We start from the raw sequence: 26032 nt of genomic DNA on the forward strand, positions 1-26032 counted from the left end.
TCCGTCCGGAGAAGCCTCTGAGCAGGTGCAAACGGGGGTGCGCTGAGGTGGAGAATCGGGCCATGACACGCACCAGCAACCGACGCGGTGCCACACGGCAGCGGCTCTACGACGCGGCGGTCGCGCTGATCGCCGAGCAGGGCTTCGCGTCCACGACGGTGGAGCAGATCGCCGAGCGGGCCGGGGTCGCGAAGGGGACCGTCTACTACAACTTCGCCGGGAAGACCGAGCTGTTCGAGCAGCTGCTGCGCAACGGCACGGGCCCGCTCACCGCGGCGCTGCGCGAGGCGGCGGACGCCGCGCGGTCGTGCGGCGGCGGCGCGATGGACGCGCTGGCCGCCATGGCGCGCGCCGGTCTCGTCTCGATCGCGGGCCGCACGGACTTCACGCGGCTCCTCGTCGCCGAGCTGTGGCGGACCGGCAGACCGTGGTACCCGACGCTCGTGGAGGCCAGGCGCGAGGTGCTCGGCGTGGTGGCCGACGTGCTCCAGGAGGGCGTGAAGGCGGGTGAGCTGCGGGAGTCGCTGGACGTGGAGCTGACGGCCGGGTCGCTGGTGGGGCTGGTGGTGACGGGCGGCCTGGACTGGCGGACGTTCCACCCGGGGCGTTCGCTGGACGAGGTGCACGAGGCGCTGGCGGCGCCGCTGCGCGGCCGGCTCACCGCGGCCGGCTGAGGAGCCGCGCCCCGGCGCGTGCCGTGGGCCGTACCGCCGCCCCGTGTCGGCGGTACGGCCCACGGCCTCCCTCGTCCGTCCCCCGTCGCTCCCCCGTCCGTGCCGCACGGCTTTGCGGACGCGTCCTTCTCCGTCCCCGCGCCGCCCCCCGGTTCCTTCCCCCCGCCGGGCCGGATCAAGAGTCGGGCGGGCGACCGGTAATGTCCTGGCCATGGCACGGATCGTGGTGGTCGGCGCCGGTATGGGCGCCATGGCCGCCGCCGCCAGGCTGGCCGTCGCGGGCCACCGGGTGACGGTGGTGGAGCGGAGCGGGACGCACGGCGGCGCGGTGGGGCGGTGGGAACGCGACGGTTTCGCGTTCGACACGGGCCCGGGGCTGCTGCACCTGCCCGCCGTGTGGCGGGACCTGTTCGTGAAGACGGGACGGCGCGAACTCGCCGAGTGCGTCGGTCTCGCGCGGATCGACCCGCTGGCCGAGCACCGCTTCGCGGACGGCACGGCCGTACGGGTCCCGGCGGCGCGCGGCGGCGCCGTGCAGGCGCTGGACGACGCGCTGGGCGCCGGGGCGGGCGAGCGCTGGGCCGACCTGCTCGGCCGCGCGAGGAGCACGTGGGAGACGACGCGCCGCCCGCTGGTGGAGGAGCCGCTGCTCGCCGGTGAGCCGACGGCGGTGCTCGGCCAGGACCCGTTCCCCGCGCGGCCGCGCGGCCTGCTGCGCCGCAGGACCCCGCCGACGCTGGCCGCCCTCGCGGACGACGGGCTGCGCGACCCACGGCTCGCCGCCATGCTGACGGGCACGGTGCGGGAGTACGGGTGCGACCCGGCGCGCGTGCCCGCGAGCGCGGCCGTACTGGCCTATCTGGAGCAGACGTTCGGCCTCTGGTACCCGGCGGGCGGGATGCGGGCGCTGGCGGACGCGGTGCGGGAGCGTTGCGCGGAGCGGCGGGTGGAGTTCCGCTTCGGTACGGGCGCGGCGCGGGTGCTGGCGCGCGACGGGCGCGCGGGCGGCGTGGAACTGGCCGACGGCGGCGTCGTGGCGGCGGACGCGGTGGTGTGGGGCGCGCCGGGACTCGGGGGCGTGCCGCGGGAGGGGACCGGCCGCTTCACGCTGTTCCTCGCGCTGCGCGGCGCGCGCCCCGCCGACGCGCCGCACCGCACGCTGCTGCACCCCGCGCCCGGCGGGCCCGCCGGCCCCACCGTGCGCGTCCTGCGGCCGGACGATCCCGCGTCGCGCCCGGACGGCGCGCACGAGGCCGTGACGCTCTCCGCGCCCGCCCCGCCGCAGGGCACGGGCCCGGGGCGGGCGGACTGGACCGCGCCGGGGGTGGCCGACGCGTTCGCCGAACGGCTGCTCACCGCCGCCGACGCCGCCGGGCTCGGGCTGCGCGCGCGGCTGCTGTGGCGGCACGCGCACACCCCGGCGGACGTCGAGCGGGACACGGGGGTGCCCGGCGGACTCGTCCCGGGACCGGCGCTCGCGGGCGCGGACGGTGCCTTCCTCGCCGCGCCGAACACCGGGCGGCTGCCCGGCGCGTACCGGGTCGGCGGGCTCGCCCATCCGGGCGGCGGGCTGGCGCACGCGGGGATGTCGGGGGCGATGGCGGCGGGGCTGATCGTGGAGGGCCCGGAGTGGCACGGCTCGACGTGAGCCGCCGGACCCGCGGTCAGTAGCGCTGCTGGTCGTTGTCCGAGTACTCGGAGTACTCGGAGTACTCCGGGTAGGACGGGTAGTAGGCCTGCCCGGAGGGGTCGTACGGGTCGCCGGACGGGTAGCCGTCCTGCTGCGCGGGCGGGTAGCCGTACCCGGCGTCCTGCCCCTGGGCGGTGTCGCGCTGCTGCGGGACCCACACCCCGCCGGGCGGCGTCTCCTGGTAGTACTGCCCGGCGGCGGGCCACTGCCCCGACGAGGGGCCGCCGCCGTCGCCGTGGCCGTGGCCCGGGTAGCCGCCGGTCCAGGGCTGGCCGCCCTGCTGGTAGCCGCTCGTGGCGTCGAGGTACGGGTCCTGGTAGGCGGCGTAGTTCTCGCCGGTGTCGTGGACGGCGTAGACCGTGCTGGGGGCCTCGCCGTAGGCGGCGGGCTCGGGGGCGTAGCCGCCGAGGTAGGGGTCGCCGTACGGCGTGTCGGCGGTGGCGGCGTATATCTCCTCGCCCGGGGCGGCGTGCGCGTGCTCGTCGTCGCCGGAGGGGACGCGGGCGTGCACCTGGGTGCTGTCGAGGCCGTCGTAGGCGTCGTAGCCGTCGTGCGTGTCCTGGCCGGCCTGGCCGCCGGGGGCGTCCGGGGCGCCGTCGTGCGCCCGTGGCACGCCGTCCACCGGGGTGTCGTCCGGCCGGGCGGGGGGCGTCATGGCGTCGTCGCCGCCGTCACCCGCCTCCCCGTCGGGCGCCGGCGCCATGGGCTGCACGGCGCGGCGCCGCCTGCTGGTGCCCGGCTTGCCGCCGAGGGCCCAGCCGGTGGAGAAGCCGCGCCGGAAGGACAGGGTGACGAACGTCTGCCCCGACGCGAACGCGACGGTGCCCAGGGCGATGACCGGGACCGACGGGATCACCACGCCGATGACGACGAGCAGGAAGCCGCAGAACGCCAGCAGCCGCCACCGCAGCCGCGCCTTGTACTGGAGGAGGACCTCGCCGAGCAGCCAGAGCGCCACCACTCCGAACGCGATGTAGAGGACCGCCCAGGCCATGTACGCCCCTTCTCAGCAGGGCCTCAGGTCCGCCGGTGCAGCCCGAGGTTCTTGTAGACGTCCAGCGTCGCCGTGGAGTGGAGCGTCGTGTTGAGCGTGACGAAGTGCAGTCCGGGGATGTCCTCGTCCATCAGCCGCGCGCACAACTCCGTGGCGAAATCGATCCCGACCGAGCGTACAGCCAACGGATCGTCTTTGACGGCGAGGATGCGTCTTTCCAACTCAGGGGGGAACGTGGCGTTGCTGAGCTGCTTGAACCGCTCGATCTGCCGCACGTTGGCGATCGGCATGATCTCGGGGATGATCGGTGTCTCGCAGCCGGCGGCGGCCACCCGGTCGCGCAGCCGCAGGTAGTCCTCGGGGTAGAAGAACATCTGGGTGAGCGCGAAGTCGGCGCCCGCGCGGCACTTGTCGACGAAGTGCCGGACGTCGGTGTCCCAGTCGGTGGACCTCGGGTGCATCTCGGGGAAGGCGGCGACGCCCACGCAGAAGTCGCCCGACTCCTTGATGAGGCGGACGAGTTCCGCCGCGTACCGGACGCCCTCGGGGTGCTGCGTCCACTCCCCCATCGGGTCGCCGGGCGGGTCGCCGCGCAGCGCGAGCATGTTGCGGATGCCGCCGGCGGCGTACTGGCCGACGATGTTGCGCAGCTCGCCGACGGAGTGGTTCACGGCGGTGAGGTGGGCGACGGGCGTCAGGGTGGTCTCGGTGGCGATGCGCTCGGTGGCGCGGACCGTGCGCTCGCGGGACGAGCCGCCCGCGCCGTAGGTCACGGAGACGAACGTCGGCGCGACCGCCTCGACACGGCGGATGGCGTTCCACAGCGTCCGCTCGCCCTGCTCCGTGCGGGGCGGGGTGAACTCGAACGAGTACGAGCGCGTCCCCGCGGCGATCAGGTCGCGCACGGTCCGGGCGCGGTCCAGCGACCTGCTGGGCATACCAAGGGCCATATCGGCCAGGCTACCGATCACCGCGCCGCCGCGTCCGCCGCTGTCCGCCGACCGGACAGCGGCCTGGAGGAGCCGGCGTGGGGCGGCGCGGTACGCGTCACAGCGGGTGTTCGCGCAGCCGCGCGGCCAGTCCGGCGGCGGCGGCCCCGGGGTCCTCCGCCTCGGTGAGGGCCCGGACGACGACGACCCGGCGCGCCCCCGCGTCCAGGACCTCGTCGAGGTTGTCCGCGCCGATGCCGCCGATGGCGAACCAGGGCAGGGCGGGCCGCCGCGCCGCCGCGTGGCGGACGAGGGACAGCCCGGCGGCCGGGCGGCCCGGCTTGGTGGGTGTCGGCCAGCAGGGGCCCGTGCAGAAGTAGTCGGTGCCGGGGGCGGCCAGTGCGGCGTCCACCTGCTCGGGGGTGTGGGTGGAGCGGCCTATCAGCACCCGGTCGCCGAGGAGGGCGCGGGCGGCCGGGACCGGCAGGTCGCCCTGGCCGAGGTGGAGCACGTCGGAGCCCGCGGCGTGCGCGACGTCGGCCCGGTCGTTGACGGCGAGGAGCTTCCCGTGGCGGCGGCACGCGTCGGCGAACACCGCCAGGTGCTCCAGCTCCTCGGCGGCCTCCATGCCCTTGTCCCGCAGCTGCACGATGTCCACGCCGCCGCCCAGGACGGCGTCGAGGAACTCCGGCAGGTCGCCCTGCCGCTTTCTGGCGTCGGTGCACAGGTAGAGCCGGGCGTCGGCGAGCATGCGGGAGGCTTTCCTTCAGTGGTACGGGCTGCCGGTGGGGCGGGCCGCGGGGCGCGGGCCGCCCCACCGGTGGACGGGTTCTACGGGCGGGTCACACGGCGAGCGCCTGGGCCCGGCGCTTCACCTCCGTCCCGCGATTCTCGCGCAGCGCCTGCGCGGGGGTCCCGGGCAGGGTGTCGTCGGGCGTGAACAGCCACTCCAGCATCTCCTCGTCCGTGAAGCCGTCGTCACGGAGCAGGGTGAGCGTTCCGGCCAGCCCCTTCGCGATCTTGTCGCCGTCGATGAAGTCGGCGGGTACCTGGAGGACACGGTTCTCGCCCCTGCGCACGGCGATCAGCTGGCCTTCCTTGACCAGCTGGCGCACACGGGTCACCTCGACGCCGAGCTGTTCGGCGATGTCGGGCAGGGTGAGCCAGGCGGGGACGAGAGCGTCGGTCTTCGCATCAATCTCGGTCACGCCCCCCAGCGTGCCATCTCCCGCCGACAGTCGTCAGCGGGGAGCCCTCCCCCCGGGGGAAGGACGGGTGTCCGGCGGGGGCGTCAGTCCGCGGTGGCCTTGTTCAGCGCGAGCCCCGGATCGGCGGCGCGCAGCGGGTCGAGGCGCGTGCCGCGGGCGATCAGGCGGCGGCCCTGGGCCAGGTCCCGGGGCCTGTCGACGGCCAGGACGGCGGTGGGCGTGCCGTCCGCGCGCAGCCACAGGACGGACCAGGCGCGGTCGCCCGCCGCCGGGTCGCCGCGCCGGACGAGGGTGTCGGCGGGGTCGTGCCGTCCGGCGTACTGCACGTAGCGGTCGAACTGCTCGGACCAGAAGTACGGCACCGGGTCGTGGACGGCGTCCGGCAGGCCGAGGATGTCGGCGGCGGCGGTGCGGGCACCGTTCAGCGCGTTGTCCCAGTGGTGGACCAGCAGCCGCCGCCCGTAGCGCGCGGACGGGAAGGACGCGCAGTCGCCGACCGCGTGGACGCCGGGGACCCCGGCGCGCAGGGCGGCGTCGGCGGCGACCGAGCCGTCGGCGGCGAGCGGGACGCCGGAGCCGCGCAGCCAGCCGGTGGCGGGCCGCGAGCCGACGCCGACGAGGACGGCGTCGGCGCCGAGGACCGTGCCGTCCGCCAGCTCGACCTCGCCGCCGCGCACGCCGGTCACGGGCGCGCCGGTGCGGAGCGTGACGCCCGCCTCCTCGTACCAGGCACGCATCGGCGCGGTGACCTCGGGCGGCAGCGCCCCGGCCAGGACGTGCGGCGCGGCCTCGACGACGGTGACGGGGCTGCCCGCCCTGGCGGCGGCGGTGGCGGCCTCGGCGCCGATCCAGCCCGCGCCGACCGCGACGACGCTGCCCCCGGCCTCCAGGACGGGCCGCAGGGCGCGGGCGTCGTCCAGGGTGCGCAGGACGTGCACGCCGGGGACGCCGGTGGTGCCGGGCAGGGTGACGGCGTCGGCGCCGGTGGCGATGACCAGTTCGTCGTACTCCAGCGGTCCCGCGTCGGTGTCGAGCACGCGGTCGTCCGGGCGCAGCGCGGTGGCGGTGCGGCCGAGGCGGACGTCGACGCCGAGCGCGGCGAGGTCCACGTCGAGGGGCGCGCCGTCGGCGGTGCCGAGCAGCACGGCCTTGGACAGCGGCGGGCGGTCGTAGGGCGCGTGGGGCTCGGCGCCGACGAGGGTGACGGCGCCGTCCCAGCCCTGTCCGCGCAGTTCGACGGCGGTCTGCACCCCGGCCAGTCCGGCGCCGGCGATCACGGCGCTGCGCTTCGTCACGTGCTCCACCCTACGAGGGCGCCGCCCGGCGTCACAACGACGAGGGTATAAAGGGCGGTGTGACGACGGACCACCGCTCGCAGCCCCGACCCGTGACGCTGGAACACGTGGCGCGCGCCGCGGGGGTGTCCCGGGCGACCGTCTCGCGCGTGATCAACGGCGAGGCGACCGTCGATCCCCGGCTGCGCAAGCTGGTCGAGGAGGCCATCACGCAGACGCGCTACGTGCCCAACCGCGCGGCCCGTTCGCTGGTGACGCGGCGCACGGACTCGGTGGCGCTCGTCGTCTCCGAGCAGGAACAGCGCGACATCACAGGCCCGTTCATCGGGCGCATCTTCACCGACCCGTACTTCGGCCGGGTGGCGGGCGGGCTGCTCGACGTGCTGCGCCCGCGCGGCGTGCAGGTGGTGCTGATGCTGGCGGACGACGAGGCGTCCCGCGCGCAGCTGCTCGGCTACCTCCAGCAGGGGCACGTGGACGGCGTGGTGCTGATCTCGTCGCACGCGGCCGATCCGCTGCCGGGCCTGCTCGCGGGGACGACGCTGCCCGCCGTGCTGGCGGGGCGCCCGCAGGCGGCGGCCACGGCGTCGCTGACGTACGTGGACTCCGACCAGGTGGCGGGGGCGCGGCTCGCGGCGGACCACCTGACGTCGATCGGCAGGCGGCGGCTGGGGACGATCGCCGGGCCGCAGGACATGCCGGTGGCGCAGGAACGGCTGGCGGGCTTCCGCGGAGCCCTTGAGGAACGGGGGCTGCGTGAGGTGGCCGTCGCCGAAGGGGACTTCACGCAGGCGAGCGGCGGTGACGGGATACGGGCGCTGCTGGCGCGGCGGCCGGACCTCGACGGGGTGTTCGTCGCGTCCGACCTGATGGCGCTGGGCGCGGTGACGATGCTGCACCGGCTGGGGAAGCGGGTGCCGGAGGATGTCGCGGTGGTCGGCTTCGACGACAGCAGTTCGGCGCTGGCGTCCGACCCGCCGCTGACGACGGTGCGGCAGCCCGTGGAGGAGATGGCCGCCGAGATGGCGCGGCTGCTGCTGCGGCAGATCGCGGGGGGAAGCACGGACGACGGCGACGGGGCCGACGGGGGTGACGGCGCGGCGCCGGAGCGGCCCTCGTCCTCCGTCCTGTTCCGCCCCGCCCTGGTGGTGCGCGGCAGCGCCTGACGCCGCACGGCACCGCACGGCACCGCCCCCGTCCCGCCCGGGGGGAGCCGGGCGGGACGGGGGCGGGATGGGTCACTGGTACACGCGGACGTAGTCCACCAGCATGCGCTGCGGGAAGACGGTCGAACCGTCCGGCGGTCCCGGCCAGTCGCCGCCGACGGCCGTGTTCAGGATGATGAAGAAGTCGTGGTCGAAGACCCAGGGCCCGACCGTCGTCTCCAGCTCCTCGCGGTCCACGGTGTGGATCACCTGGTCGTCCACCGTGAAGACCATGCCCTGGCTGTCCCACTCCACGGCGTAGACGTGGAAGCCGGCGCCCGCGGGCGTGGGCAGTTCGTACGACGAGCCGTAGCCGTTCCCGCCGTTGTACGCCGGGGCGTGCAGGGTGGAGTGGACGGTGTTGGGCTCGGAGCCTATGTGCTCCATGATGTCGATCTCACCGGTGTACGGCCACGGACGGCCCTCGTCGTAGAAGTCCGAGCCGAGCATCCAGAACGCGGGCCACATGCCGCGCGTGGTGGCGGTCTGGATGCGGGCCTCGACCCGGCCGTAGGTGAAGTCGAACTTGCTGTAGGTGTTGATGCGGCCCGACGTGTACTGGCAGGTGGTGCTGCCGCTCAGCGGGTCGGCGGGGCAGGACGAGCCGGGGGTCTCCTCGCGGCGCGACTCGATGACGAGGTTGCCGTTGCCGTCCAGGAGCGTGTTGCGGTTGTCCGTGTAGATCTGGAGCTCGTTGTTGCGCCCGTTGCCGGGGTCGGCGCTCCACTTGGTCTGGTCGGGGATGCTCCCGGCCGCGCCCTCGAACTCGTCGCTCCACACCAGGGTGGGCGGGTCGGCCGGGTCCGGCGGGACCGGGGGTGCCTCGGGCGCGCCGCCGGTGCCGTACACCTGGAACTCCCAGAGGGAGTAGCCGTACGGGCCGGAGCGCTGCGTGCCGTACATCCGGACGTAGCGCCCGGTGCCGCTGACGGCGATGTCCTCCTTGAAGCCGGTGCCGTTCGCCGTCTCGTGGATCGTCGTCCAGGTGGCGTTGTCGTCGGACACCTGGATCTGGTACGAGCGGGCGTACGCGGGGTCCCACTGGAGGACGACGCGGCTGATGTCGGCGGTGGCGCCGAGGTCCACGGAGATCCAGCCGGGATCGACCCAGCCGGTCTCGGCGTCAGTGGCCCAGCGGCTGGCGGGGTCGAAGTCGAACGCGCGCGCCGGGGTGCACTCCCAGCAGCTCCCGTCGTGCTGCGACGAGGAGGCCTGGGCGGGCTTGTTGTACGACAGCAGGACCTCGTCGGCGGCCGCCGAGGAGGGGCCCGCCAGGGCGACGAGGCTCACGACCGACGCGAAGGCGGCGGTCAGCGCTCCGGTGACGCGGCCTCGGCGCCGTCCGGTGCGTGGGGGGATGAGGTGCATGGTGGTGCTGTTCCTTTCCCGTGGGGGATGTGGGGGTGGTGGGGGTGGTGGGGTTCGGGCGGCCACGACGAGGGGCCGCCGGCGGACAGGCCTGAGGGGGGGTGGGGTGGTGGGGGTGGTGGGGTCCGGTCAGCCGCCGAGCGCGGTCAGTTCGTCGAGGAGCGCGGTGGCGGACGCGTCGAGGTCGGCGGCGAGCGCGACGGCCTCGGGCGCCTCCCCGGCGTCCTGCTCACCGTCCGCGACGGTGACGGTGTGTTCGAGGAACTCCCTGACGAGCGCGCGGGCCTGCGCTTCGAACTCCTCGCCGTCCGTCGCCTCAAGGGCGGCGAGTTCGTCCTCGGTCACCATGCCCGGCATGTTGTGCCCGGCGTGCGGGTTCGTGTACGGCACGCCGTCCGCTTCGAGGAGCCCGTGCAGCGTGGCGAGGTCCTCCTCGCCCGCCGCGGCGAGCCCGGCCGCGAACTCGCCGAACGCCGGGTCGGCGGCGCGTTCCGTCACCAGGTCGAGCACCGGGCGCACCTGGTCGGTCAGCGGGATCATCAGCTGGACCCAGGCCAGGTCCGTGAAGTTGAGGACGCGGTCCTCGTCGGCCACGGTCGCGCCGGGCGACGCGGGGGCGGGCGGGGCGGTGGCGGGCTCCGCCGCCGGGGCGCCGTCACCCCCGTCCGAACCGCCGCCGCAGCCCGCGAGGAGCACGGCGGCCAGCAGGGTGCCGGCCAGGACACGGGCTGTGGCGGCGGTCGTCATGGGGTGCCTCCGGTTCCGGTGGTCGGACGGTCAGGTCGGACGGGTCAGGACGGAGAGCCGTTCGGGCCGCACTTGATGATCGGGCGGATGCAGTCGCGCACGCGCCGTTCCATCTCGGCGGTCGGCCAGGCGTTGAAGAAGTCTCCGTGCATCGTGTATCCGGGTCCTGATGCGAGGCGGAAGTTGGAGGGGTCACCGTTCACGGGGTAGCGCAGTACCTGACGGAGCTTGGGCACGGCCACCGGGTGCGTGGAGGGGCAGGTGCCGCCCACGGGGTAGGCCATGTGGCTCTTGTGGTCGGGGGAGTCCAGGTCACGGCCGTTCCAGCACTGCGGGAAGTCGAGGTACGACTCAAGCGCCGTGCCGGCGGGGCAGTTGACGAAGTTCTGGGACGGGTTGACGTGCCCCGCGTGCAGACACGACCAGCGCGCGATGGTGCCCTCGGGGCTGGTGGCCATGGCGTTGCCCGCCACGATCTTCAGGCCCTGCGGCAGCGCCTGGGTGTTGGCGATCGTCTGGTCGTTGACGCCCTCGCCGAGGTAGTAGAACGTCGCGCTCTGCGGCTCCACCGGCTGGTCGTTCACGAACAGCGTCGGCACCCAGTAGGAGGACAGGTCGATCGCCGGGTCACAGGTGCTGTCCGAGGCCAGCAGGTCGCTCAGGTTCGTGTACGCGTCCGTCACGGTGCTCCCGAAGAAGCTGTGCGAGTGGGACGCGCCCGGCAGGCCGGGGAAGATGATCGGGTCGTCGGGGCGCCGGTGGCTGAACTCGCACTCGGCCACGAACTCGGCGACGCGGACGACGTTCGGTCCGACGGCCGCCTGCGACTGCTCGTTCTGGGCCGCGCGGCCCGTCGATCCGGTGAACAGCTGCGAGGCGACCACGGCCGCCACGGCCAGGACGGCCAGGAGCGCCTGCCATGGCGGGCGCCGGACTTGGGTCAGGTTCACGGGCTCTCCTTACGAGTGGGGGGTGACTTCCGCGCTGGGCGCGCGGCCGTCAGAGAGCGCTCTCTGAGGCCGGACACTAAGAGCGCCCCAAGAGAGCGTCAAGGAGTCCCGCACATTCCCGGAACTCGCCTGTCATTTCCCGGACATGGGGCCGGGACGCCGCCGGGACCGCCCCGCCGCCCGTCCCCCGCCCACCGCGCGCGGCCCCGGCGTACTACGCTGGCGGGCGAGCGTAAACACCCACGGGAGTCCGGCGCACCGGGCTGAGAGGGAGGCGGGCGGCCTCCGACCGTACGAACCTGATCCGGGTCATTCCGGCGAAGGGAGGAGTCGCGTGGACACGCGCGCACGCACGGCGGCCGGCGCGTACGACGCCGTGGTCGTCGGCGGCGGCGTCATCGGACTGGTGACGGCCTGGCGGGCGGCGGGGCGCGGGCTGCGGACCGCCGTCGCGGACGCGCGGCCGGGCGGCGGCGCGGCGCTGGTCGCGGCCGGGATGCTCGCGGCCGTCACCGAGCTGCACCACGGCGAGGAGGCGCTGCTCGACCTCAACCTCGCCTCGGCCGCCCGCTGGCCCGCCTTCGCCGCCGAACTGGCGGACGCGGCGGGCGCGGACGTCGGCCACCGCGCCCGCGGCACGCTCCAGGTGGCGCTCGACGCCGACGACCGCGCCCAGTTGCGGGAGCTGCGGCTCCTCCAGGAGCGCTGCGGCCTGGACACGCAGTGGCTGACGGGCCGCGAGTGCCGCCGCCTCGAACCGATGCTCGCGCCCGGCGTACGCGGCGGGGTGCGCGTGGACGGGGACCACCAGGCCGATCCGCGCCTGCTCGTGGCGGCGCTGCTGACGGCGTGCGAACGGGCCGGGGTGGCGCTGCACCGCTCGGACGCCGCCCGGCTCACCCTCGCGGGCGACCGCGCGACCGGCGTCGTCCTGGCCGACGGCACGCGGCTCGCGGCGGAGCGGACGGTCCTCGCGGGCGGCTGCCGCAGCGGCGACCTGGCGGGGCTGCCGCCCGGGGTGGCGGTGCCGGTACGGCCGGTGAAGGGGCAGGTCCTGCGGCTGCGCATGCCGGACACGCGGCAGCCGTTCCTGTCGCGGACGGTCCGCGCGGTCGTGCGCGGCGAGCAGGTGTACCTGGTGCCGCGCCGCAGCGGCGAGCTGGTGCTCGGCGCGACGGTCGAGGAGCGCGGCATGGACACGGAGGTGACGGCGGGCGGGGTCTACGGGCTGCTGCGCGACGCGCACGAGCTGCTGCCGGGACTGACCGAGCTGCCGCTGGCCGAGGCCCGCGCCGGGCTGCGGCCCGTGAGCCCCGACAACGCCCCGCTCCTCGGCCCGACCGCGCTGCCGGGACTGCACCTGGCGACCGGCCACGGCCGCAACGGCGTGCTGCTCGCGCCGGTCACGGGCGACGCCCTCGCCGAAGCGCTCACCACCGGCGAACTGCCCGCCGAAGCCCGCCCGTTCGGCGCGCGCCGCTTCGACCACGACCACCGGGAGGTACCCGTATGACCGGCCGCGAGGCCACCGGCGGCATCACGCTGTGGGTGAACGGGGAGGCACGCGCGTACGCCCCCGGCACGACGCTCGCCGCCGTCGTCGGTGAGCTGAGCCGCGCGCCGTCCGGCATCGCCGCCGCCGTCAACGAGGCCGTGGTCCCGCGCGGCCGGTGGCCGGTCACGGCCCTGGCGGACGGCGACCGGATCGAGGTACTGACCGCCGTACAGGGAGGCTGACCGCATGTCCGACCCCACCCCGGACACCACACCCGGCGCGACACCGGACGAGCCGCTGGTCCTCGGCCCGCTGCGGCTGGAGTCCCGGCTGATCATGGGCACGGGCGGCGCGCCGAGCCTCGCCGTCCTGCGCGACGCGCTCGCCGCCTCGGGCACGGGGCTGACGACCGTCGCGATGCGCCGCCTCGACCCGGGCACGCGCGGCTCGGTCCTCTCCGTGCTGCGCGACCTCGGCATCCCGCCGCTGCCGAACACGGCCGGCTGCTTCACGGCGGGCGAGGCCGTGCTGACGGCGCGGCTGGCGCGCGAGGCGCTGGGGACCGGCCTGGTGAAGCTGGAGGTCATCGCGGACGAACGGACGCTGCTGCCCGACCCGGTGGCGACCCTGGAGGCCGCCGAGACCCTGGTGGACGACGGCTTCACCGTCCTGCCCTACACGAACGACGACCCGGTCGTCGCCCGTCAGCTGGAGGAGATCGGCTGCGCGGCCGTCATGCCGCTCGGCTCCCCCATCGGCTCGGGGCTCGGCATCCGCAACCCGCACAACTTCGCGCTGATCACGGAGCGCGCCCGCGTCCCGGTGATCCTCGACGCGGGCGCGGGCACGGCGTCCGACGCGGCCCTCGCCATGGAACTGGGCTGCGCGGGCGTGATGCTCGCGTCGGCGGTCACCCGGGCGCAGCGCCCGGTGGCGATGGCGCGGGCGATGCGGCACGCGGTGGAGGCGGGCAGGCTGGCCCGGCTGGCGGGCCGTATCCCCCGGCGGCACTTCGCGTACGCCTCCTCGCCGGTGGACGGGATGGCCGCGCTCGATCCCGAGCGTCCGGCGTTCATCTCCTAGCTATACGATCCGGTGCACCTGGCCGAGAGTGAGGTGCCGGGTGCACCGCGCATCGCTCCCCGGGGGGACCCGTATGTCCACTGCTCCGCCTCCGCCGTCCGACCCCGACAGACCCGCGCCGCCGGTCACCGGCGTCCCCGGCGCCGTCACCCCTTCCCCTTACTTCCCGGCCGCACCTCCCGCCGCGTACGGATGGCGGCCGCCGGTGCGGCGGAACGCGGACCTGGGGCTGATCGCCCTCTGCCTGAGCCTGCCGGCGTTCCCGCTCGGCCTGGTGCTCGGCGTCCTGGCGCTGGTCAGGGGCGAGCGGGGCGACAGGACCGGGCGGGGGCGGGCGGTCGCGGCGATCGCCGTGACCGGCGCGCTGATCGCCGTGCTCGCGGTGGTGATACCGGCGGAGGCGTTCGACCGGCCCTCGCGCGACGAGGTGACGGCGCGCGGCACGGGCGAGACGGTGCTGCTCGACGACCTGGTCGCGGGTGACTGCTTCGACGCGTCGCTGCCCGCCGGGGAGACCGGCGACGTCGACCTGGAGGTGACCCGCCGCGCCTGCGACGTCCCGCACATGGCCGAGGTCGTCGGCACGGTCACGGTGGCGGCGGACGGCGGGCGGAGCGACACCGAGACGGCCGGCGCGTGCCTGCCGCTGGTCGGCCCCTACGTCGTGGACTTCTGGGAAGTGCCGCTCGACGCCGCCCTGTTCTTCTACACGGACCGGGTCACGTCCGGCGGGCGGCAGGACGTGCTGTGCACCCTGGAGCTCGGCACCGGTGAGCTGCTGACCGCCCCGCTGCGGGGCGACCGCGCGGACTTCGACGCCGAACAGCTGGCCTATCTGGACGCGACCGGCCCGCTGGAGGCGGAGATCTGGGACCAGCCGGTCCCCGGGGACGGCCTGTCCGTCCAGCGCGCGTGGGCGCGGGAGATGGCCGAGGCGGTGGAGGCGGACGGCGCGGCGCTCGCCGCGTACGGCTGGTCGGCTCCGGCGGCGCCCGCCGTCGAGGCGCTGGTCGCGGCGCGGGAGGCCGGGGCGTCCGCCTGGGACGACGCGGCGGCGGCGGACGGCCAGGAGGCGTTCGAGGCGGCGGTGGCGGCGGCGTACGACCGGATCGGCATCGGTGAGGAGTGGGACGCGCGCGCGGCGCTGGGGCTGACCCTCGGGGAGTGACGGCCGCTCGGTTCGTCACCGTTCCGTTCCGGTACGGCCCCGCGTTCGCGGCGGCGGGCGGGGGCCGTTCGGGCGGCTCGTAGACTGGGGCGTCGTGGACACCACACTTCACGACCCGCTGATCGGACAGCTCCTCGACGCCCGCTACCGGGTGGACGAGCGGATCGCGGCGGGTGGCATGGCCACGGTCTACCGGGGGTTCGACACCCGGCTCGACCGCGTCCTCGCGCTGAAGGTGATGCATCCGTCCCTCGCGGCCGACGCCGCGTTCGTCGAGCGGTTCATCCGCGAGGCCAAGGCGGTCGCGCGGCTCGACCACCCCAATGTCGTCGGCGTCCTGGACCAGGGCACGGACGGCGCGTACGTCTTCCTGGCCATGGAGTACGTCGCCGGGTGCACGCTGCGGGACGTCCTGCGCGGGCACGGCGCGCTCCAGCCCCGCGCGGCGCTCGACATCGTCGAGCCGATGCTCGCCGGGCTCGCCGCCGCGCACGTCGCGGGCCTCGTCCACCGGGACATGAAGCCGGAGAACGTGCTGATCGGCGACGACGGCCGCGTCAAGGTGGCGGACTTCGGGCTGGTCAGGGGCGTGGACGCGCAGACGTCCGCCACCACGGAGGGGCTGCTCGGCACGGCGTCCTACCTGGCGCCCGAGCAGATCGAGGGCGGCGCGGTGACCGCGCGGACCGACGTGTACGCGTGCGGCGTCCTGCTGTACGAGGCGCTGACCGGCGCGAAGCCCCACACCGGCGACTCCCCCGCCCGCGTGCTGTACGCCCACGTGCACGAGGACGTGCCCCCGCCGTCCGAGCGGGTCCCCGGGCTGGCCGAGGGTCTCGACGGGCTGGTCGCCACGGCCGCCGCGCGCGACCCGCTGGCACGCCCGGCGGACGCGGCAGCGCTGCTGGTCCTGGTGCGGATGGCGCGCGCGGCGCTGTCCGACGAGCAGTTGGACGCCGTCCCGCCGGGGCACCGCGAGCCGGAGCCGGACGGCGCGGCGGCGGGCCCCGAGGACAGCACCCGGATCGTGCCGCGCCCGGCCGGGGCGGGCGGCGGGGACGGGACGGACCGCACCGAGCTGTTCGACCCGCCGCCGCCCGGCGGCCCGTGGCGCCGGCTGTCGCGGCGCGGCCGTGTGTCGGTGATCGTCGCGGCGGTCCTGCTCGTGCTGCTCGGCACGGGCGTGTGGTACGTCAACTCGGGCCAGTTCCTGCGGACTCCGGGGGTCTACGGGGTGGCGCAGGCGGAGGCCGTGGCGACGCTGGAGGACGCGGGGCTGCGGGTCGATCTGGAGCGCGGCTTCTCCGAGACGGTGGAGGAGGGCCATGTCATCTCCACCGATCCGGAACGGGGCGAGCGCGTCCGCCGCAACAGCACCGTGCATGTCACCGTCTCGCAGGGGCCCGAGGTCGCGGTCGTGCCGGACCTGCGCGGCGTCCCGCTGGACGACGCGCGGCGTCAGCTCGGCGAGGCGGGGCTGACGGTGGGCGAGGTGCGGCGGGAGTTCTCCGACGACGTCGAGCGGGACGCCGTGCTCGGCACCGACCCGGTCGAGGGCCGGGAGCGCCGCCCCGACTCACCCGTGGACCTGGTGGTCAGCCGCGGGCGCGCCGTCACCGTTCCCCGGGTCATCGGGATGCCGGAGGACGAGGCGCGCGAGACGCTGGCCGAGGCGGGCTTCGACGTGGACGTCGACCCGGACGCCACCTGGTCGGACGAGGACGCGGGCGACGTGGCGGGCCAGTCCCCGCCCGGCGACGACGAGGCGGCGGAGGGCGACACCGTGACGCTGGTGCTGTCCAAGGGCCCGGAGATGGTGGACGTGCCCGACGTGCGCGGCATGGAGGTCGGCGAGGCGCGCGACACGCTGGAGGACGCCGGGTTCCGGGTGAACGTGAACCAGCTCTTCTTCACCGGGACGGTCTTCAACCAGTCGGTGCACGGCGAGGCCGCGCCGCGCGGCTCGACCATCACGGTCTGGGTGCGGTAGGCGCCCGCACGCCCGGTCGTGCGCCGGGACCGAAGTCCCGGGCTTTTCCGGGCTTTTCGTCCCGGCGCGGCACGGGACTTCCGTCCCTGGGAATCCTCGGTGAATGCCGCCGTGGTCCCGATCCGGCTTCTCCCGCCCTTTTCGGCCATCCCGCGTAATCCCGGCGCCGAAACACGAACGGCCCCGGAAAAGCCTGTGACGCCGGTCATAGGAGCTGGATCACATACGAAAGTACTTAGTGCTCGAACGGGTGCCGGAATCCCGTTGTTCATCGGCCGATCGAGTGATTCCCCGGCGCGCCGCGCACTAAGACTTCTAGTACATAGGGTCATTGCATTTGGTTTTTAAGGGCTGTTAACAAGGTCCATCGCCATCCACGCGAGGAACAGAGGACCCCGAATGCCCGCTCACATCCGCCCCCGTCCCCGCATGACCCGTATGCAGAGAACCGCGACCGCCGCCCTCACCACGGCGGGCGTGGCCGCCATGGCACTGATCGCCGTCCCCACGTCCGCCGACGCGGAGACGGCGGCGGTACGCGCGCAGGACGGCCGTCCCGTCCACTGGGCCGTGAAGGCGGACGAGGTGGCCGGGCTCGGCGCCGTGCCGGACACCGCCGAGGGCACCCCCGTGCAGCGCAGCGCGGGCGACCGCAACGACCTGCTGCTCAGCGCCGAGGCCGCCGGTCGCCGCCAGCACGCGGAGAAGAAGGCGTCCGAGGAGGCCGCCCGCCAGGCGGAACAGGAGCGCGCGGACCGCGCCGAGCGGCGCGAACGCGCCGACCGGACGGACGAGCGCGCGCCGGTGCGCGAGCGCGCCGCGGAGCGGCCCGCCGCCGAGGAGCCCGAGCCCGCCGAGCCCCCGGCGGAGACCACCGACGCGAAGCCCGCCAAGCCCGCGGCAGAACCGGCCCCGGCCGCAGCCCCCGCGGCCCCGGCCCCCGCCGCCGCCCCGGCCGCCGAGGTCTACCCGGACACCCTCGACGGCTGGATCCGCGAATCCCTCGCCATCATGGCGCGCGAGGGAATCCCCGGCTCCTACGACGGGCTCTACCGGAACATCATGCGCGAGTCCAGCGGCAATCCGAACGCCATAAATCTCTGGGACATCAACGCCATCAACGGCACGCCGTCCATCGGCCTGCTCCAGGTGATCCAGCCGACGTTCGACACCTACCACGTGTCCGGCACCCCGCTGGACATCTACGACCCGGTCGCGAACATCACCGCGGCGGCCAACTACGCGTACCACCGCTACGGTTCGATCGACAACGTCAACGGCCCGTACTGATTTCCGCGCCTGTCACGGCCTTTCCCCCGCGGCCTCCCGCTCCCCCACGGCCTTTTGCTCCCCCACGAGAAGGCCCGCACCGCCCACTGGCATGCTGGACCCCGTGAACCGTCCCGCACGCCCCTCGCCCGCCGCCCCGCCGCCGATATCCCCGACGCGCGCCGGGGCGGCGGGCGTCCCCGTCCGCAATCCGACGGGCGGTCACATCCCGGTCGCGGGCGGCCTCGCGAGGACGGGCCTGCCGTATGCCCGCGCGATCGGCGCGGAGGCGGTGCAGGTCTTCGTCGCCAATCCGCGCGGCTGGGCGACGCCGCCCGGCAGGCCCGCCGAGGACGAGGCGTTCCGCGCAGGCTGCGCGGCGCAGGGGCTCCGGGCGTACGTCCACGCGCCGTACCTCATCAACCCGGCGTCGCACGACCCGCTGACCGCCGAGCGCTCCGTCGTCTCCCTGCGGCACTCGCTGCGCCGGGCGCGCGCGATCGGCGCGGAGGGCGTCGTGGTCCACACCGGCTCGGCCACCGGCGGGCGCGCCCGTGACGTCGCGCTGGCGCAGGTGCGCCGCCTCCTGCTGCCGCTGCTGGAGGAGCTGACCCACGACGACGACCCCTGGCTGCTGCTGGAGCCGACCGCCGGGCAGGGCGCGTCCGTCTGCTCCCTGATGGCCGGCCTCGGCCCGTACGCCGAGGCGCTGGACCGCCACCCCAGGCTCGGGGTGTGCCTCGACACCTGCCACGCCTTCGCGGCGGGCCACGACCTGACGGCGCCGGGCGGCGTGGCGGCGATGCTGGACGAGCTGGTGCGCGCGGCGGGCCCGGGACGGCTGCGCCTGGTGCACGCCAACGACTCGCTGGACGTGAGCGGCGCGCGCAAGGACCGGCACAGGAACGTGGGGGCCGGCCGCATCGGGCCCGAGCCGTTCGCGGAGCTGCTGCGGCACCCGGCGACGGAGGGCGTCCCGTTCGTCGTGGAGACACCGGGCGGCGAGGAGGGCCACGCGGCGGACGTGGCGCTGCTGAAGGAGCTGGGCCGCGGGCGGTCGCCCGCCTGCTGAGAGGACGCTCAGGGCTCGGGGCCGTCGCCCGGTTCCTCCTGGTAGGAGTAGCGCTGCTCCTTCCAGGGGTCGCCGACGTTGTGGTAGCCGCGCTCCTCCCAGAAGCCGCGCCGGTCGGCGGTCATGTACTCGACGCCGCGGACCCACTTGGGGCCCTTCCACGCGTAGAGGTGCGGCACGACGAGCCGCAGCGGGAAGCCGTGCTCGGCCGTGAGCAGTTCCCCGTCGCGGTGGGTGGCGAAGAGGGTGTGCGGGGCGGTGAAGTCGGACAGGCGGAGGTTGGCGCTGTAGCCGTACTCGGCCCACACCATGACATGGGTGACGCCGGGGGCGGGCGGCGCCAGACCGAGCACGGTCGCGGCCGTGACCCCGCCCCATTCGGAGCCGAGCATGCTGAACTTGGTGACGCAGTGCAGATCGCCGACCACCGTCTCGTACGGGAGGGTGGAGAACTCGTCGTGCGACCAGCAGTGCTTGTCGCCGTCGGCCGTCGCGCCGAAGACGCGGAACTCCCAGCGCTCGGGACGGAAGCGCGGGACGGGCCCGTAGTGCGTCACCGGCCATCCGCGCTGGACCCGCTGCCCGGGTGGGAGCCCTTCCTCGGGCCGCTCGGGCACCTCCCCCACACGGCTGTCCGGCTGACCCATGCCTCCATGGTGACAGACCTCGGACAGCCCGCCGTACCGCCACCCCCGCCGCGGGGCGACAAAAGGGACGTTTACGGTAAGGGTTCACTTACTGGACGGAACGTCCCGGTGATGCCACGATGCGCGCACGAACCCCGCCCACGCCCCGGAAGGAGCACGCCGCATGCAGGGCGACCCCGAGGTCATCGAGTTCCTGAACGAACAGCTCACCGCCGAGCTGACCGCGATCAACCAGTACTTCCTGCACGCCAAGATGCAGGAGAACTTCGGCTGGACCAGGCTGGCCGCCTACACGCGCGCCGAGTCGTTCGACGAGATGCGGCACGCCGAGATCCTCACCGACCGCATCATCTTCCTGGAGGGGCTGCCCAACTACCAGCGGCTCTTCCACGTGCGGGTGGGCCAGACGGTGACCGAGATGTTCCGCGCCGACCGGCAGGTCGAGGTGGAGGCGATCGACCGCCTGCGCCGGGGCGCCGAGGTCATGCGCGCGAAGCACGACATCACGTCGTGCAAGATCTTCGAGGACATCCTGCGGGACGAGGAACACCACATCGACTACCTGGACACGCAGCTCGAACTGCTGGAGCAGCTCGGCGAGCAGCTGTACCTGGCGCAGCAGATCCGCCAGCCGGGCCAGGACGGCGACGGACACGACGGGCACGGGGAGCACCACGGGGGCGGCGACGGCCACCACGGCGGGTACGGCAGGGGCTGACGCGTTACGCGGGCGCCTCGGCGAGCGCGGGCGCGGGCGCGGCTGTGGCGGCTGTGGTCCGGGCGTCCGCCGCCGCCTCGCGGCGCGGGCAGGCGCCGCGGCCCAGCAGGCCCTGGATGCGGCGCACGCAGGAGCCGCAGTCCGTCCCGGCGCCGCAGCGGGTGGCGATCTGGCGGGGCGTGCAGGCGCCGGCGGCGGCGTGCTCCCGCACATCCGCCTCGGTGACCCCGAAGCACGAGCAGACGTACACGCGCGCCGCCTCCTTTCCGAACCGCCGAAGAATCAGGTAAGCCTTACCTTACTTTCCGCTGGCCGGGCACGACAGAGCCCCGGGGTGTGGCACCCGCCACGCCCCGGGGCCCCGCCGTACGGCTCCGCGCGACGCCTACGCGCGGTACATCTCGGCGACGAGGAACGCCAGGTCCAGCGACTGGCTGCGGTTCAGCCGCGGGTCGCAGGCCGTCTCGTACCGCTGGTGCAGGTCGTCCACGAAGATCTCGTCGCCGCCGCCGACGCACTCGGTGACGTCGTCGCCGGTCAGCTCGACGTGGATGCCGCCCGGGTGCGTGCCCAGCGCCTTGTGGACCTCGAAGAAGCCCTTGACCTCGTCCAGCACGTCGTCGAAGCGCCGCGTCTTGTGCCCGGAGGCGGCCTCGAACGTGTTGCCGTGCATCGGGTCGCAGACCCACGCGGGCTGCGCCCCGGCCGCCGTGACGCCCTCGATCAGCGCCGGGAGCGCGTCCCGGACGCGGTCGGCGCCCATGCGCGTGATGAACGTCAGCCTGCCGGGCTCGCGGTCCGGGTCGAGGCGGTCGATCAGAGCCAGCGCCTCGTCCGCCGTGGTGGCCGGGCCGAGCTTGACGCCGATGGGGTTGCGGATGGTCGCCGCGTACGCGATGTGCGCGCCGTCGAGCTGCCGGGTGCGCTCGCCGATCCAGACCATGTGGCCCGAGACGTCGTACAGCTTGCCGCTGCGCGAGTCCACGCGGGTCAGCGCCGCCTCGTAGTCGAGCAGCAGCGCCTCGTGCGAGGCGTAGAACTCCACGGAGTGGAACTCGGCCGGGTCCGCGCCGCACGCCTTCATGAAGTTCAGCGCGTTGTCGATCTCGCGGGCGAGCGCCTCGTAGCGCTGCCCGGAGGCCGAGTTGCGGACGAAGTCCTGGTTCCACGCGTGGACCTGCCGCAGGTCCGCGTAGCCGCCGGTGGTGAAGCCGCGCACGAGGTTCAGCGTCGAGGCGGACGCGTGGTACATCCGGCGCAGCCGCTCCGGGTCGGGGACGCGGGCCTCTTCCGTGAACTCGGCGCCGTTCACCGAGTCGCCCCGGTACGTCGGCAGGGTCACGCCGTCACGGGTCTCGGTCGGCTTCGAGCGGGGCTTGGAGTACTGCCCCGCGATGCGGCCGACCTTCACGACCGGCACGGCCGCCGCGTACGTGAGGACCGCGCTCATCTGGAGCAGCGTCTTCAGCTTGGCCCGGATCTGGTCCGCGCTCACCTGGTCGAACGCCTCGGCGCAGTCGCCGCCCTGGAGCAGGAACGCCTCGCCGCGCGCCACCGACGCCATGCGCTCCCGCAGCTGGTCGCACTCGCCCGCGAAGACGAGCGGCGGATACCCCTGGAGGTCGGCGGTCACGGCGCGCAGCGCCTCGGCGTCGGGGTAGTCGGGCTGCTGCGCCGCGGGCAGGTCCCGCCAGCCGGCGGGAGCGGAGCTGCTGGTGCTGGTGTCGGCGTTCACGGTCACGGCTCCAAGATTACGGGGTGTCGTCCGCGCGGTTTCCGGTGTTCTCGGGTAGTGAGACGAGAGCCACTTGTGGTGTACGCTCCCGGGCATGTTCGCGCAGCGACTCCAGGACTGGTGGTGGCGCCTCCCCGAGGCGGCCACTCCGTTCGCGCGATCCTGAACCACACGACGCGCAGGCCGCCCGAGGGGCGGCCTCCGTCGTTTCCGGGGCCGGTCCCTCTCCCCCGCATCCAGGAAGGGACCCCCATGACCCCCGGCACGCCCCCTCGTGAAGAACCCGGTACGCAGCCCGCCCCGCACACCGTCACCTCGTACCCGGGCAGCGCGGCCGACGTGGTCGCCGAACTCCTCGCAGGACACGCCCCGTTCGCCCTCCTGCGCCGCCGCACGCCAGGACACGACACGGACGTCGTGGAGGTGCTGACCGGGCGCGTGACCGAGATCGCGCGCCTCGCCGGGCTTCCGGAGCACGGGACGGCGCTCGCGCTCGTGCCGTTCCGGCAGATCGCCGAACGCGGCTTCCGCGCGACCGACGACGCCACTCCCCTGTCCGTCCTGCTGGCCGACCGGGTGCGCCTCCTGCCGCTCGGCGAGCTGACCGCCGCGCTGCCCGTGCACGAGGTGACGGTGCGCGGCGGCGCGTTCGACGTGCCGGACGACGCGTACGCGCGGACCGTCGCCGATGTCGTGCGCGACGAGATCGGCGCCGGGCAGGGCGCGAACTTCGTCATCCGCCGCACCTTCACCGGCCACATCCCCGGCTTCGGCCGCGCCGACGCGCTGGCCCTCTTCCGCCGCATGCTGGCCGCCGAACGCGGCGCGTACTGGACGTACGTCGTCCACACCGGGCAGCGCGTCCTGGTGGGCGCCAGCCCCGAGGTGCACGTCCGGATGAACGGCGGCACCGTCGTCATGAACCCCATCAGCGGCACCTACCGCTACCCGGCCGGCGGGCCGAGCGTCGAAGGGCTGCTGGACTTCCTCGCCGACCCGAAGGAGCGCGAGGAGCTGTCCATGGTGGTGGACGAGGAGCTGAAGATGATGTGCGCCGTGGGCGACCAGGGCGGCGTCGTCGTCGGCCCGCGGCTGCGCGAGATGGCGCACCTGGCGCACACCGAGTACGAGCTGCGCGGGCGCAGCACGCTGGACGTGCGGGACGTGCTGCGCGAGACGATGTTCGCCGCCACGGTGACCGGCAGCCCGGTGGAGAACGCGTGCCGCGTCATCGCCCGGCACGAGCGCGGCGGCCGCGGCTACTACGCCGGGGCCCTGGCGCTGCTCGGCACCGACGCGGGCGGCGCCCGGACCCTCGACTCCCCCATCCTCATCAGGACGGCCGACATCAGGGCGGCCGACGGACGGCTGCGTGTCCCGGTCGGCGCCACGCTGGTGCGCGACTCGGACCCGGCGGGCGAGGTCGCCGAGACGCACGCGAAGGCGGCGGCCGTGCTGTCCGCCCTCGGCGTCGTCCCGCCCGCGCCCGAGCCGGACGCGCCGGGCCCGCGTCCGGCGCTGGCCGACGACGAGCGGGTACGCGCGGCGCTGGCGGCGCGGCGGGCGGACCTAGCGCCGTTCTGGCTGCGGATGCGGACGCCGCAGGGGGACGTCACGCCGCGCGGCCGGGTGCTGGTGATCGACGCGGAGGACACGTTCACGTCGATGCTCGCCCACCTGCTGCGCTCGGCCGGGCCGCGGGTCACGGTCGTCCGGCACGACTCCCCCGGGCTGCGGGAACGCGCCCTCACCCATCAGGGGCCCGTCGTCCTCGGCCCGGGGCCGGGCGACCCCGAGGACCTCGCCGATCCGCGCATGCGGGCGCTGCGCGCGCTCACCGGCGACCTGCTGTCCGGCCACCGGCACCCGGTCGTCGGCGTCTGCCTCGGGCACGAGCTGATCGCCGCGCACCTGGGGCTGCCGCTGGTGCGGAAGGACCGGCCGTTCCAGGGGGCGCAGGAGAGCATCGACCTGTTCGGGCGCCGCGAGACGGTCGGCTTCTACAACTCCTACTCCGCGCGCTGCGACGACGCGGCGGCGGCGGAGCTGGCCGGGCGCGGCGTGGCGGTGAGCCGCGACGCGGCGACGGGCGAGGTGCACGCGCTGCGGGGGCCCGGCTTCCGGAGCGTCCAGTTCCACCCCGAGTCGGTGCTGACACTCGACGGCCCCACCGTCGTCGCGGACCTCCTGTCCCCCACCACCGCCCCCGCACCGGGCGGCGCGGTGGCGGGCTGACACGACCCGGCGCGCCCGGCCGGGGCGGCCCGCACGCGGACAACCGCGTCCGGCAGCGGCCCGGCCGCAGCGCACCGGGCGATGGCGGAAGAGAAGTACTCCCCGGCGCGGCACCGTGGCGCCGCGCCGGGCCGCCCTCACCGGGGCGGCGACCGGAGAGGCCCGATGCCGGGGCGGGGTACGGGCCGGACTCGTCAACGGCCCGCCCGCGCCCGGAGGGTCACCCGAGAGATCTGCCGGGCGACTCGGAAGGGCGGCAGGGGCCGGGGACAAGCTTCGCGGCGCGGGACCCGAGCGGGCCGCCCGAGGACAGCCCCCACCGCGTCCACACCTCTGCCGGCCGACGCGGGACCGTCCCCTCCGGCCTTCACCTGCGGAGCCCCCGGCAGTCACCCGGCCTGCGCGCCGCCCGAACGCGACGCGGGGCCCGGGTGGACTGCCCCGGAACCTGCACCAACGGCGTCCGGGGTGACATGCGCGAACAGTTGCGCGAGAAGCCGAGCCCGGCGTGCGCCCCGGGCGGCGCGGCGCGGAATCCCGCTCGCCCGCACCGGGCTGGCGCGTCCACGCGGTGCCCCCCTGCGCAGGACCGCGACCAGTCGTACGGGAAGCCGAGCCGCCTGAGGTCGGAGGGGACCGCCCGATGACGGACCCGCCGCGCCCCTCCCGTGCCCCTGCCCCCTGGGGCGACGCGCGCTCAGGTTCCGGGGCGGTCCGGCGGGCCGGGGCTGTCGGGGGTATCGGGAGTGTCGGGGGTGCCAGAGGTCTCGCCGCCGGTGGCCTCCGGGGCGCCGTCCGTGCCGCCGCCGCCCTTGGCGCGCGTCATCCCGGCCAGCCGCTCCTTGATGCGCTCCTGCGCGCTCGCCCGCGCCGCCGCCTCCTCCTCGGCGATGGCGCGCTTGGCCGCGTTGGCGTAGACGTCGACGTACTCCTGCCCGGACAGCTTCATGATCGCGTACATGACCTCGTCGGTCACCGAGCGCAGGATGAAGCGGTCGTTCTCCATGCCCTGGTAGCGGCTGAAATCCAGCGGCGCGCCGATCCTGATGCCGGGGCGCATCAGCTTGGGGACGACCTTCCCCGGCGGCTGGATCTTCTCCGTGTCGATCATCGCGACGGGGATCACCGGCGCCCCGGTGGCCAGCGCCACCCGGGCCAGGCCGCCCGGCTTGCCCCGGTAGAGCCGCCCGTCGGGCGAACGGGTCCCCTCGGGGTAGATGCCGAACAACTCGCCGCGCTCGATGACGGCGATGCCGCTGCGTATGGCCGCCTCGGAGGCGCTCCGGCCGCCCTCGCGGTCCACCGGCAGCTGGCCGACGCCCTTGAAGAACGCCGCCGTCAGCCGTCCCTTCACCCCGGGCGAGGTGAAGTACTCGGCCTTCGCGATGAAGGTGACCTTGCGGTCGAGCATCGCGGGGAGGAAGAAGGAGTCGGAGAACGACAGGTGGTTGCTCGCCAGGATCGCCGGGCCCTCGGCGGGCACATGCTCGGCGCCCTCGACCCATGGCCGGAAGACGAGCTTGAGACTCGCCCCGAGAGAGTGCTTCATCGCCCCGTACA

Annotated in this window: 23 protein-coding genes, 1 pseudogene and 1 riboswitch; of the genes and pseudogenes, 12 read left to right on the forward strand and 12 right to left on the reverse strand. The window is 74.9% G+C overall.

The window, feature by feature from the left end; genetic code table 11:
- The first annotated feature begins 62 nt into the window (after positions 1-62).
- On the forward strand, positions 63-674 hold the full coding sequence (locus ACL02R_RS02720) for a TetR/AcrR family transcriptional regulator (protein WP_412795200.1): 612 nt from the start codon (positions 63-65) through the stop codon (positions 672-674).
- A gap of 211 nt (positions 675-885) precedes the next feature.
- Positions 886-2322 (forward strand): phytoene desaturase family protein, encoded by a 1437-nt coding sequence (locus ACL02R_RS02725; RefSeq protein WP_412795201.1) that lies wholly within the window; start codon positions 886-888, stop codon positions 2320-2322.
- Between the two features lie 16 nt (positions 2323-2338).
- Here the strand turns inward: ACL02R_RS02725 and ACL02R_RS02730 are convergent, their stop codons facing one another.
- The 5 genes from ACL02R_RS02730 to ACL02R_RS02750 all read right to left on the reverse strand — a co-directional run bounded on the left by ACL02R_RS02730 (position 2339) and on the right by ACL02R_RS02750 (position 6790).
- On the reverse strand, positions 2339-3358 hold the full coding sequence (locus tag ACL02R_RS02730; RefSeq protein ID WP_412795202.1) for a hypothetical protein: 1020 nt from the start codon (positions 3356-3358) through the stop codon (positions 2339-2341).
- 23 nt (positions 3359-3381) lie between these two features.
- On the reverse strand, positions 3382-4308 hold the full coding sequence (gene metF / locus ACL02R_RS02735; protein WP_412795203.1) for a methylenetetrahydrofolate reductase [NAD(P)H]: 927 nt from the start codon (positions 4306-4308) through the stop codon (positions 3382-3384).
- 97 nt (positions 4309-4405) lie between these two features.
- Complete coding sequence (gene thiE, locus ACL02R_RS02740) at positions 4406-5038, reverse strand: thiamine phosphate synthase (RefSeq protein WP_412795204.1); 633 nt, start codon at positions 5036-5038, stop codon at positions 4406-4408.
- 91 nt (positions 5039-5129) lie between these two features.
- Complete coding sequence (locus ACL02R_RS02745) at positions 5130-5495, reverse strand: Rv2175c family DNA-binding protein (RefSeq protein WP_412795205.1); 366 nt, start codon at positions 5493-5495, stop codon at positions 5130-5132.
- Positions 5496-5578: 83 nt separating this feature from the next.
- Complete coding sequence (locus ACL02R_RS02750; protein ID WP_412795206.1) at positions 5579-6790, reverse strand: NAD(P)/FAD-dependent oxidoreductase; 1212 nt, start codon at positions 6788-6790, stop codon at positions 5579-5581.
- 59 nt (positions 6791-6849) lie between these two features.
- Between ACL02R_RS02750 and ACL02R_RS02755 the strand changes: the two genes are divergently transcribed.
- Positions 6850-7956: a LacI family DNA-binding transcriptional regulator gene (locus ACL02R_RS02755; protein WP_412795207.1), complete on the forward strand. Its 1107-nt coding sequence runs from the start codon at positions 6850-6852 to the stop codon at positions 7954-7956.
- A 72-nt stretch (positions 7957-8028) separates the two neighbouring features.
- Here ACL02R_RS02755 and ACL02R_RS02760 read toward each other — a convergent pair whose 3' ends face one another.
- The 3 genes from ACL02R_RS02760 to ACL02R_RS02770 all read right to left on the reverse strand — a co-directional run bounded on the left by ACL02R_RS02760 (position 8029) and on the right by ACL02R_RS02770 (position 11060).
- Positions 8029-9363 (reverse strand): family 16 glycosylhydrolase, encoded by a 1335-nt coding sequence (locus tag ACL02R_RS02760; RefSeq protein ID WP_412795208.1) that lies wholly within the window; start codon positions 9361-9363, stop codon positions 8029-8031.
- Positions 9364-9492: 129 nt separating this feature from the next.
- Complete coding sequence (locus ACL02R_RS02765) at positions 9493-10110, reverse strand: DUF305 domain-containing protein (protein ID WP_412795209.1); 618 nt, start codon at positions 10108-10110, stop codon at positions 9493-9495.
- A 44-nt stretch (positions 10111-10154) separates the two neighbouring features.
- Positions 10155-11060, reverse strand: a complete 906-nt coding sequence (locus ACL02R_RS02770; protein ID WP_412795210.1) for a DUF1996 domain-containing protein — start codon at positions 11058-11060, stop codon at positions 10155-10157.
- A gap of 232 nt (positions 11061-11292) precedes the next feature.
- Positions 11293-11404, forward strand: a riboswitch (TPP riboswitch).
- Between ACL02R_RS02770 and thiO the strand changes: the two genes are divergently transcribed.
- The 7 genes from thiO (at position 11395) to ACL02R_RS02805 (ending at position 19137) form a co-directional block, all read left to right on the forward strand.
- Positions 11395-12573 carry a glycine oxidase ThiO gene (gene thiO / locus ACL02R_RS02775; protein ID WP_412795211.1) on the forward strand — a complete coding sequence of 393 codons (1179 nt, stop codon included), beginning with the start codon at positions 11395-11397 and terminating at the stop codon, positions 12571-12573. It overlaps the preceding riboswitch by 10 nt.
- Complete coding sequence (thiS, locus tag ACL02R_RS02780; protein WP_362963307.1) at positions 12570-12797, forward strand: sulfur carrier protein ThiS; 228 nt, start codon at positions 12570-12572, stop codon at positions 12795-12797. The genes thiO and thiS overlap by 4 nt, the downstream gene beginning before the upstream one ends.
- Positions 12798-12801: 4 nt before the next feature.
- The gene (locus tag ACL02R_RS02785) at positions 12802-13638 is read left to right on the forward strand and encodes a thiazole synthase (protein ID WP_412795212.1); all 837 of its coding nucleotides are present in this window, start codon (positions 12802-12804) and stop codon (positions 13636-13638) included.
- A 73-nt stretch (positions 13639-13711) separates the two neighbouring features.
- Positions 13712-14806: a hypothetical protein gene (locus ACL02R_RS02790; protein ID WP_412795213.1), complete on the forward strand. Its 1095-nt coding sequence runs from the start codon at positions 13712-13714 to the stop codon at positions 14804-14806.
- Positions 14807-14900: 94 nt separating this feature from the next.
- Positions 14901-16796: a Stk1 family PASTA domain-containing Ser/Thr kinase gene (gene pknB, locus ACL02R_RS02795; RefSeq protein ID WP_412795214.1), complete on the forward strand. Its 1896-nt coding sequence runs from the start codon at positions 14901-14903 to the stop codon at positions 16794-16796.
- A 438-nt stretch (positions 16797-17234) separates the two neighbouring features.
- Positions 17235-18086, forward strand: a complete 852-nt coding sequence (locus ACL02R_RS02800; protein WP_412795215.1) for a transglycosylase SLT domain-containing protein — start codon at positions 17235-17237, stop codon at positions 18084-18086.
- 91 nt (positions 18087-18177) lie between these two features.
- Positions 18178-19137 (forward strand): deoxyribonuclease IV, encoded by a 960-nt coding sequence (locus ACL02R_RS02805; RefSeq protein WP_412795216.1) that lies wholly within the window; start codon positions 18178-18180, stop codon positions 19135-19137.
- 8 nt (positions 19138-19145) lie between these two features.
- Here ACL02R_RS02805 and ACL02R_RS02810 read toward each other — a convergent pair whose 3' ends face one another.
- Positions 19146-19784 (reverse strand): sulfite oxidase-like oxidoreductase, encoded by a 639-nt coding sequence (locus ACL02R_RS02810; RefSeq protein ID WP_412795217.1) that lies wholly within the window; start codon positions 19782-19784, stop codon positions 19146-19148.
- Positions 19785-19947: 163 nt separating this feature from the next.
- Between ACL02R_RS02810 and bfr the strand changes: the two are divergent.
- Positions 19948-20418: pseudogene (gene bfr, locus ACL02R_RS02815) on the forward strand (bacterioferritin); the annotation flags it as partial.
- A gap of 88 nt (positions 20419-20506) precedes the next feature.
- On the opposite strand, the gene ACL02R_RS02820 reads toward bfr, so the two are convergent.
- Together ACL02R_RS02820 and ACL02R_RS02825 are read right to left on the reverse strand one after the other, a co-directional pair.
- Positions 20507-20752 carry a bacterioferritin-associated ferredoxin gene (locus ACL02R_RS02820; protein WP_412795218.1) on the reverse strand — a complete coding sequence of 82 codons (246 nt, stop codon included), beginning with the start codon at positions 20750-20752 and terminating at the stop codon, positions 20507-20509.
- Between the two features lie 135 nt (positions 20753-20887).
- The gene (locus tag ACL02R_RS02825) at positions 20888-22243 is read right to left on the reverse strand and encodes a class II 3-deoxy-7-phosphoheptulonate synthase (protein WP_412795219.1); all 1356 of its coding nucleotides are present in this window, start codon (positions 22241-22243) and stop codon (positions 20888-20890) included.
- Between the two features lie 246 nt (positions 22244-22489).
- Here ACL02R_RS02825 and ACL02R_RS02830 point away from each other — a divergent pair, with 246 nt between their 5' ends.
- Complete coding sequence (locus tag ACL02R_RS02830; RefSeq protein ID WP_412795220.1) at positions 22490-24472, forward strand: anthranilate synthase family protein; 1983 nt, start codon at positions 22490-22492, stop codon at positions 24470-24472.
- 697 nt (positions 24473-25169) lie between these two features.
- Here ACL02R_RS02830 and ACL02R_RS02835 read toward each other — a convergent pair.
- Positions 25170-26021: a lysophospholipid acyltransferase family protein gene (locus ACL02R_RS02835; RefSeq protein ID WP_412795221.1), complete on the reverse strand. Its 852-nt coding sequence runs from the start codon at positions 26019-26021 to the stop codon at positions 25170-25172.
- Between the last annotated feature and the right edge of the window lie 11 nt (positions 26022-26032).

It is taken from the genome of Streptomyces sp. MS19, from assembly GCF_047200595.1.
Taxonomy (GTDB): domain Bacteria; phylum Actinomycetota; class Actinomycetes; order Streptomycetales; family Streptomycetaceae; genus Streptomyces.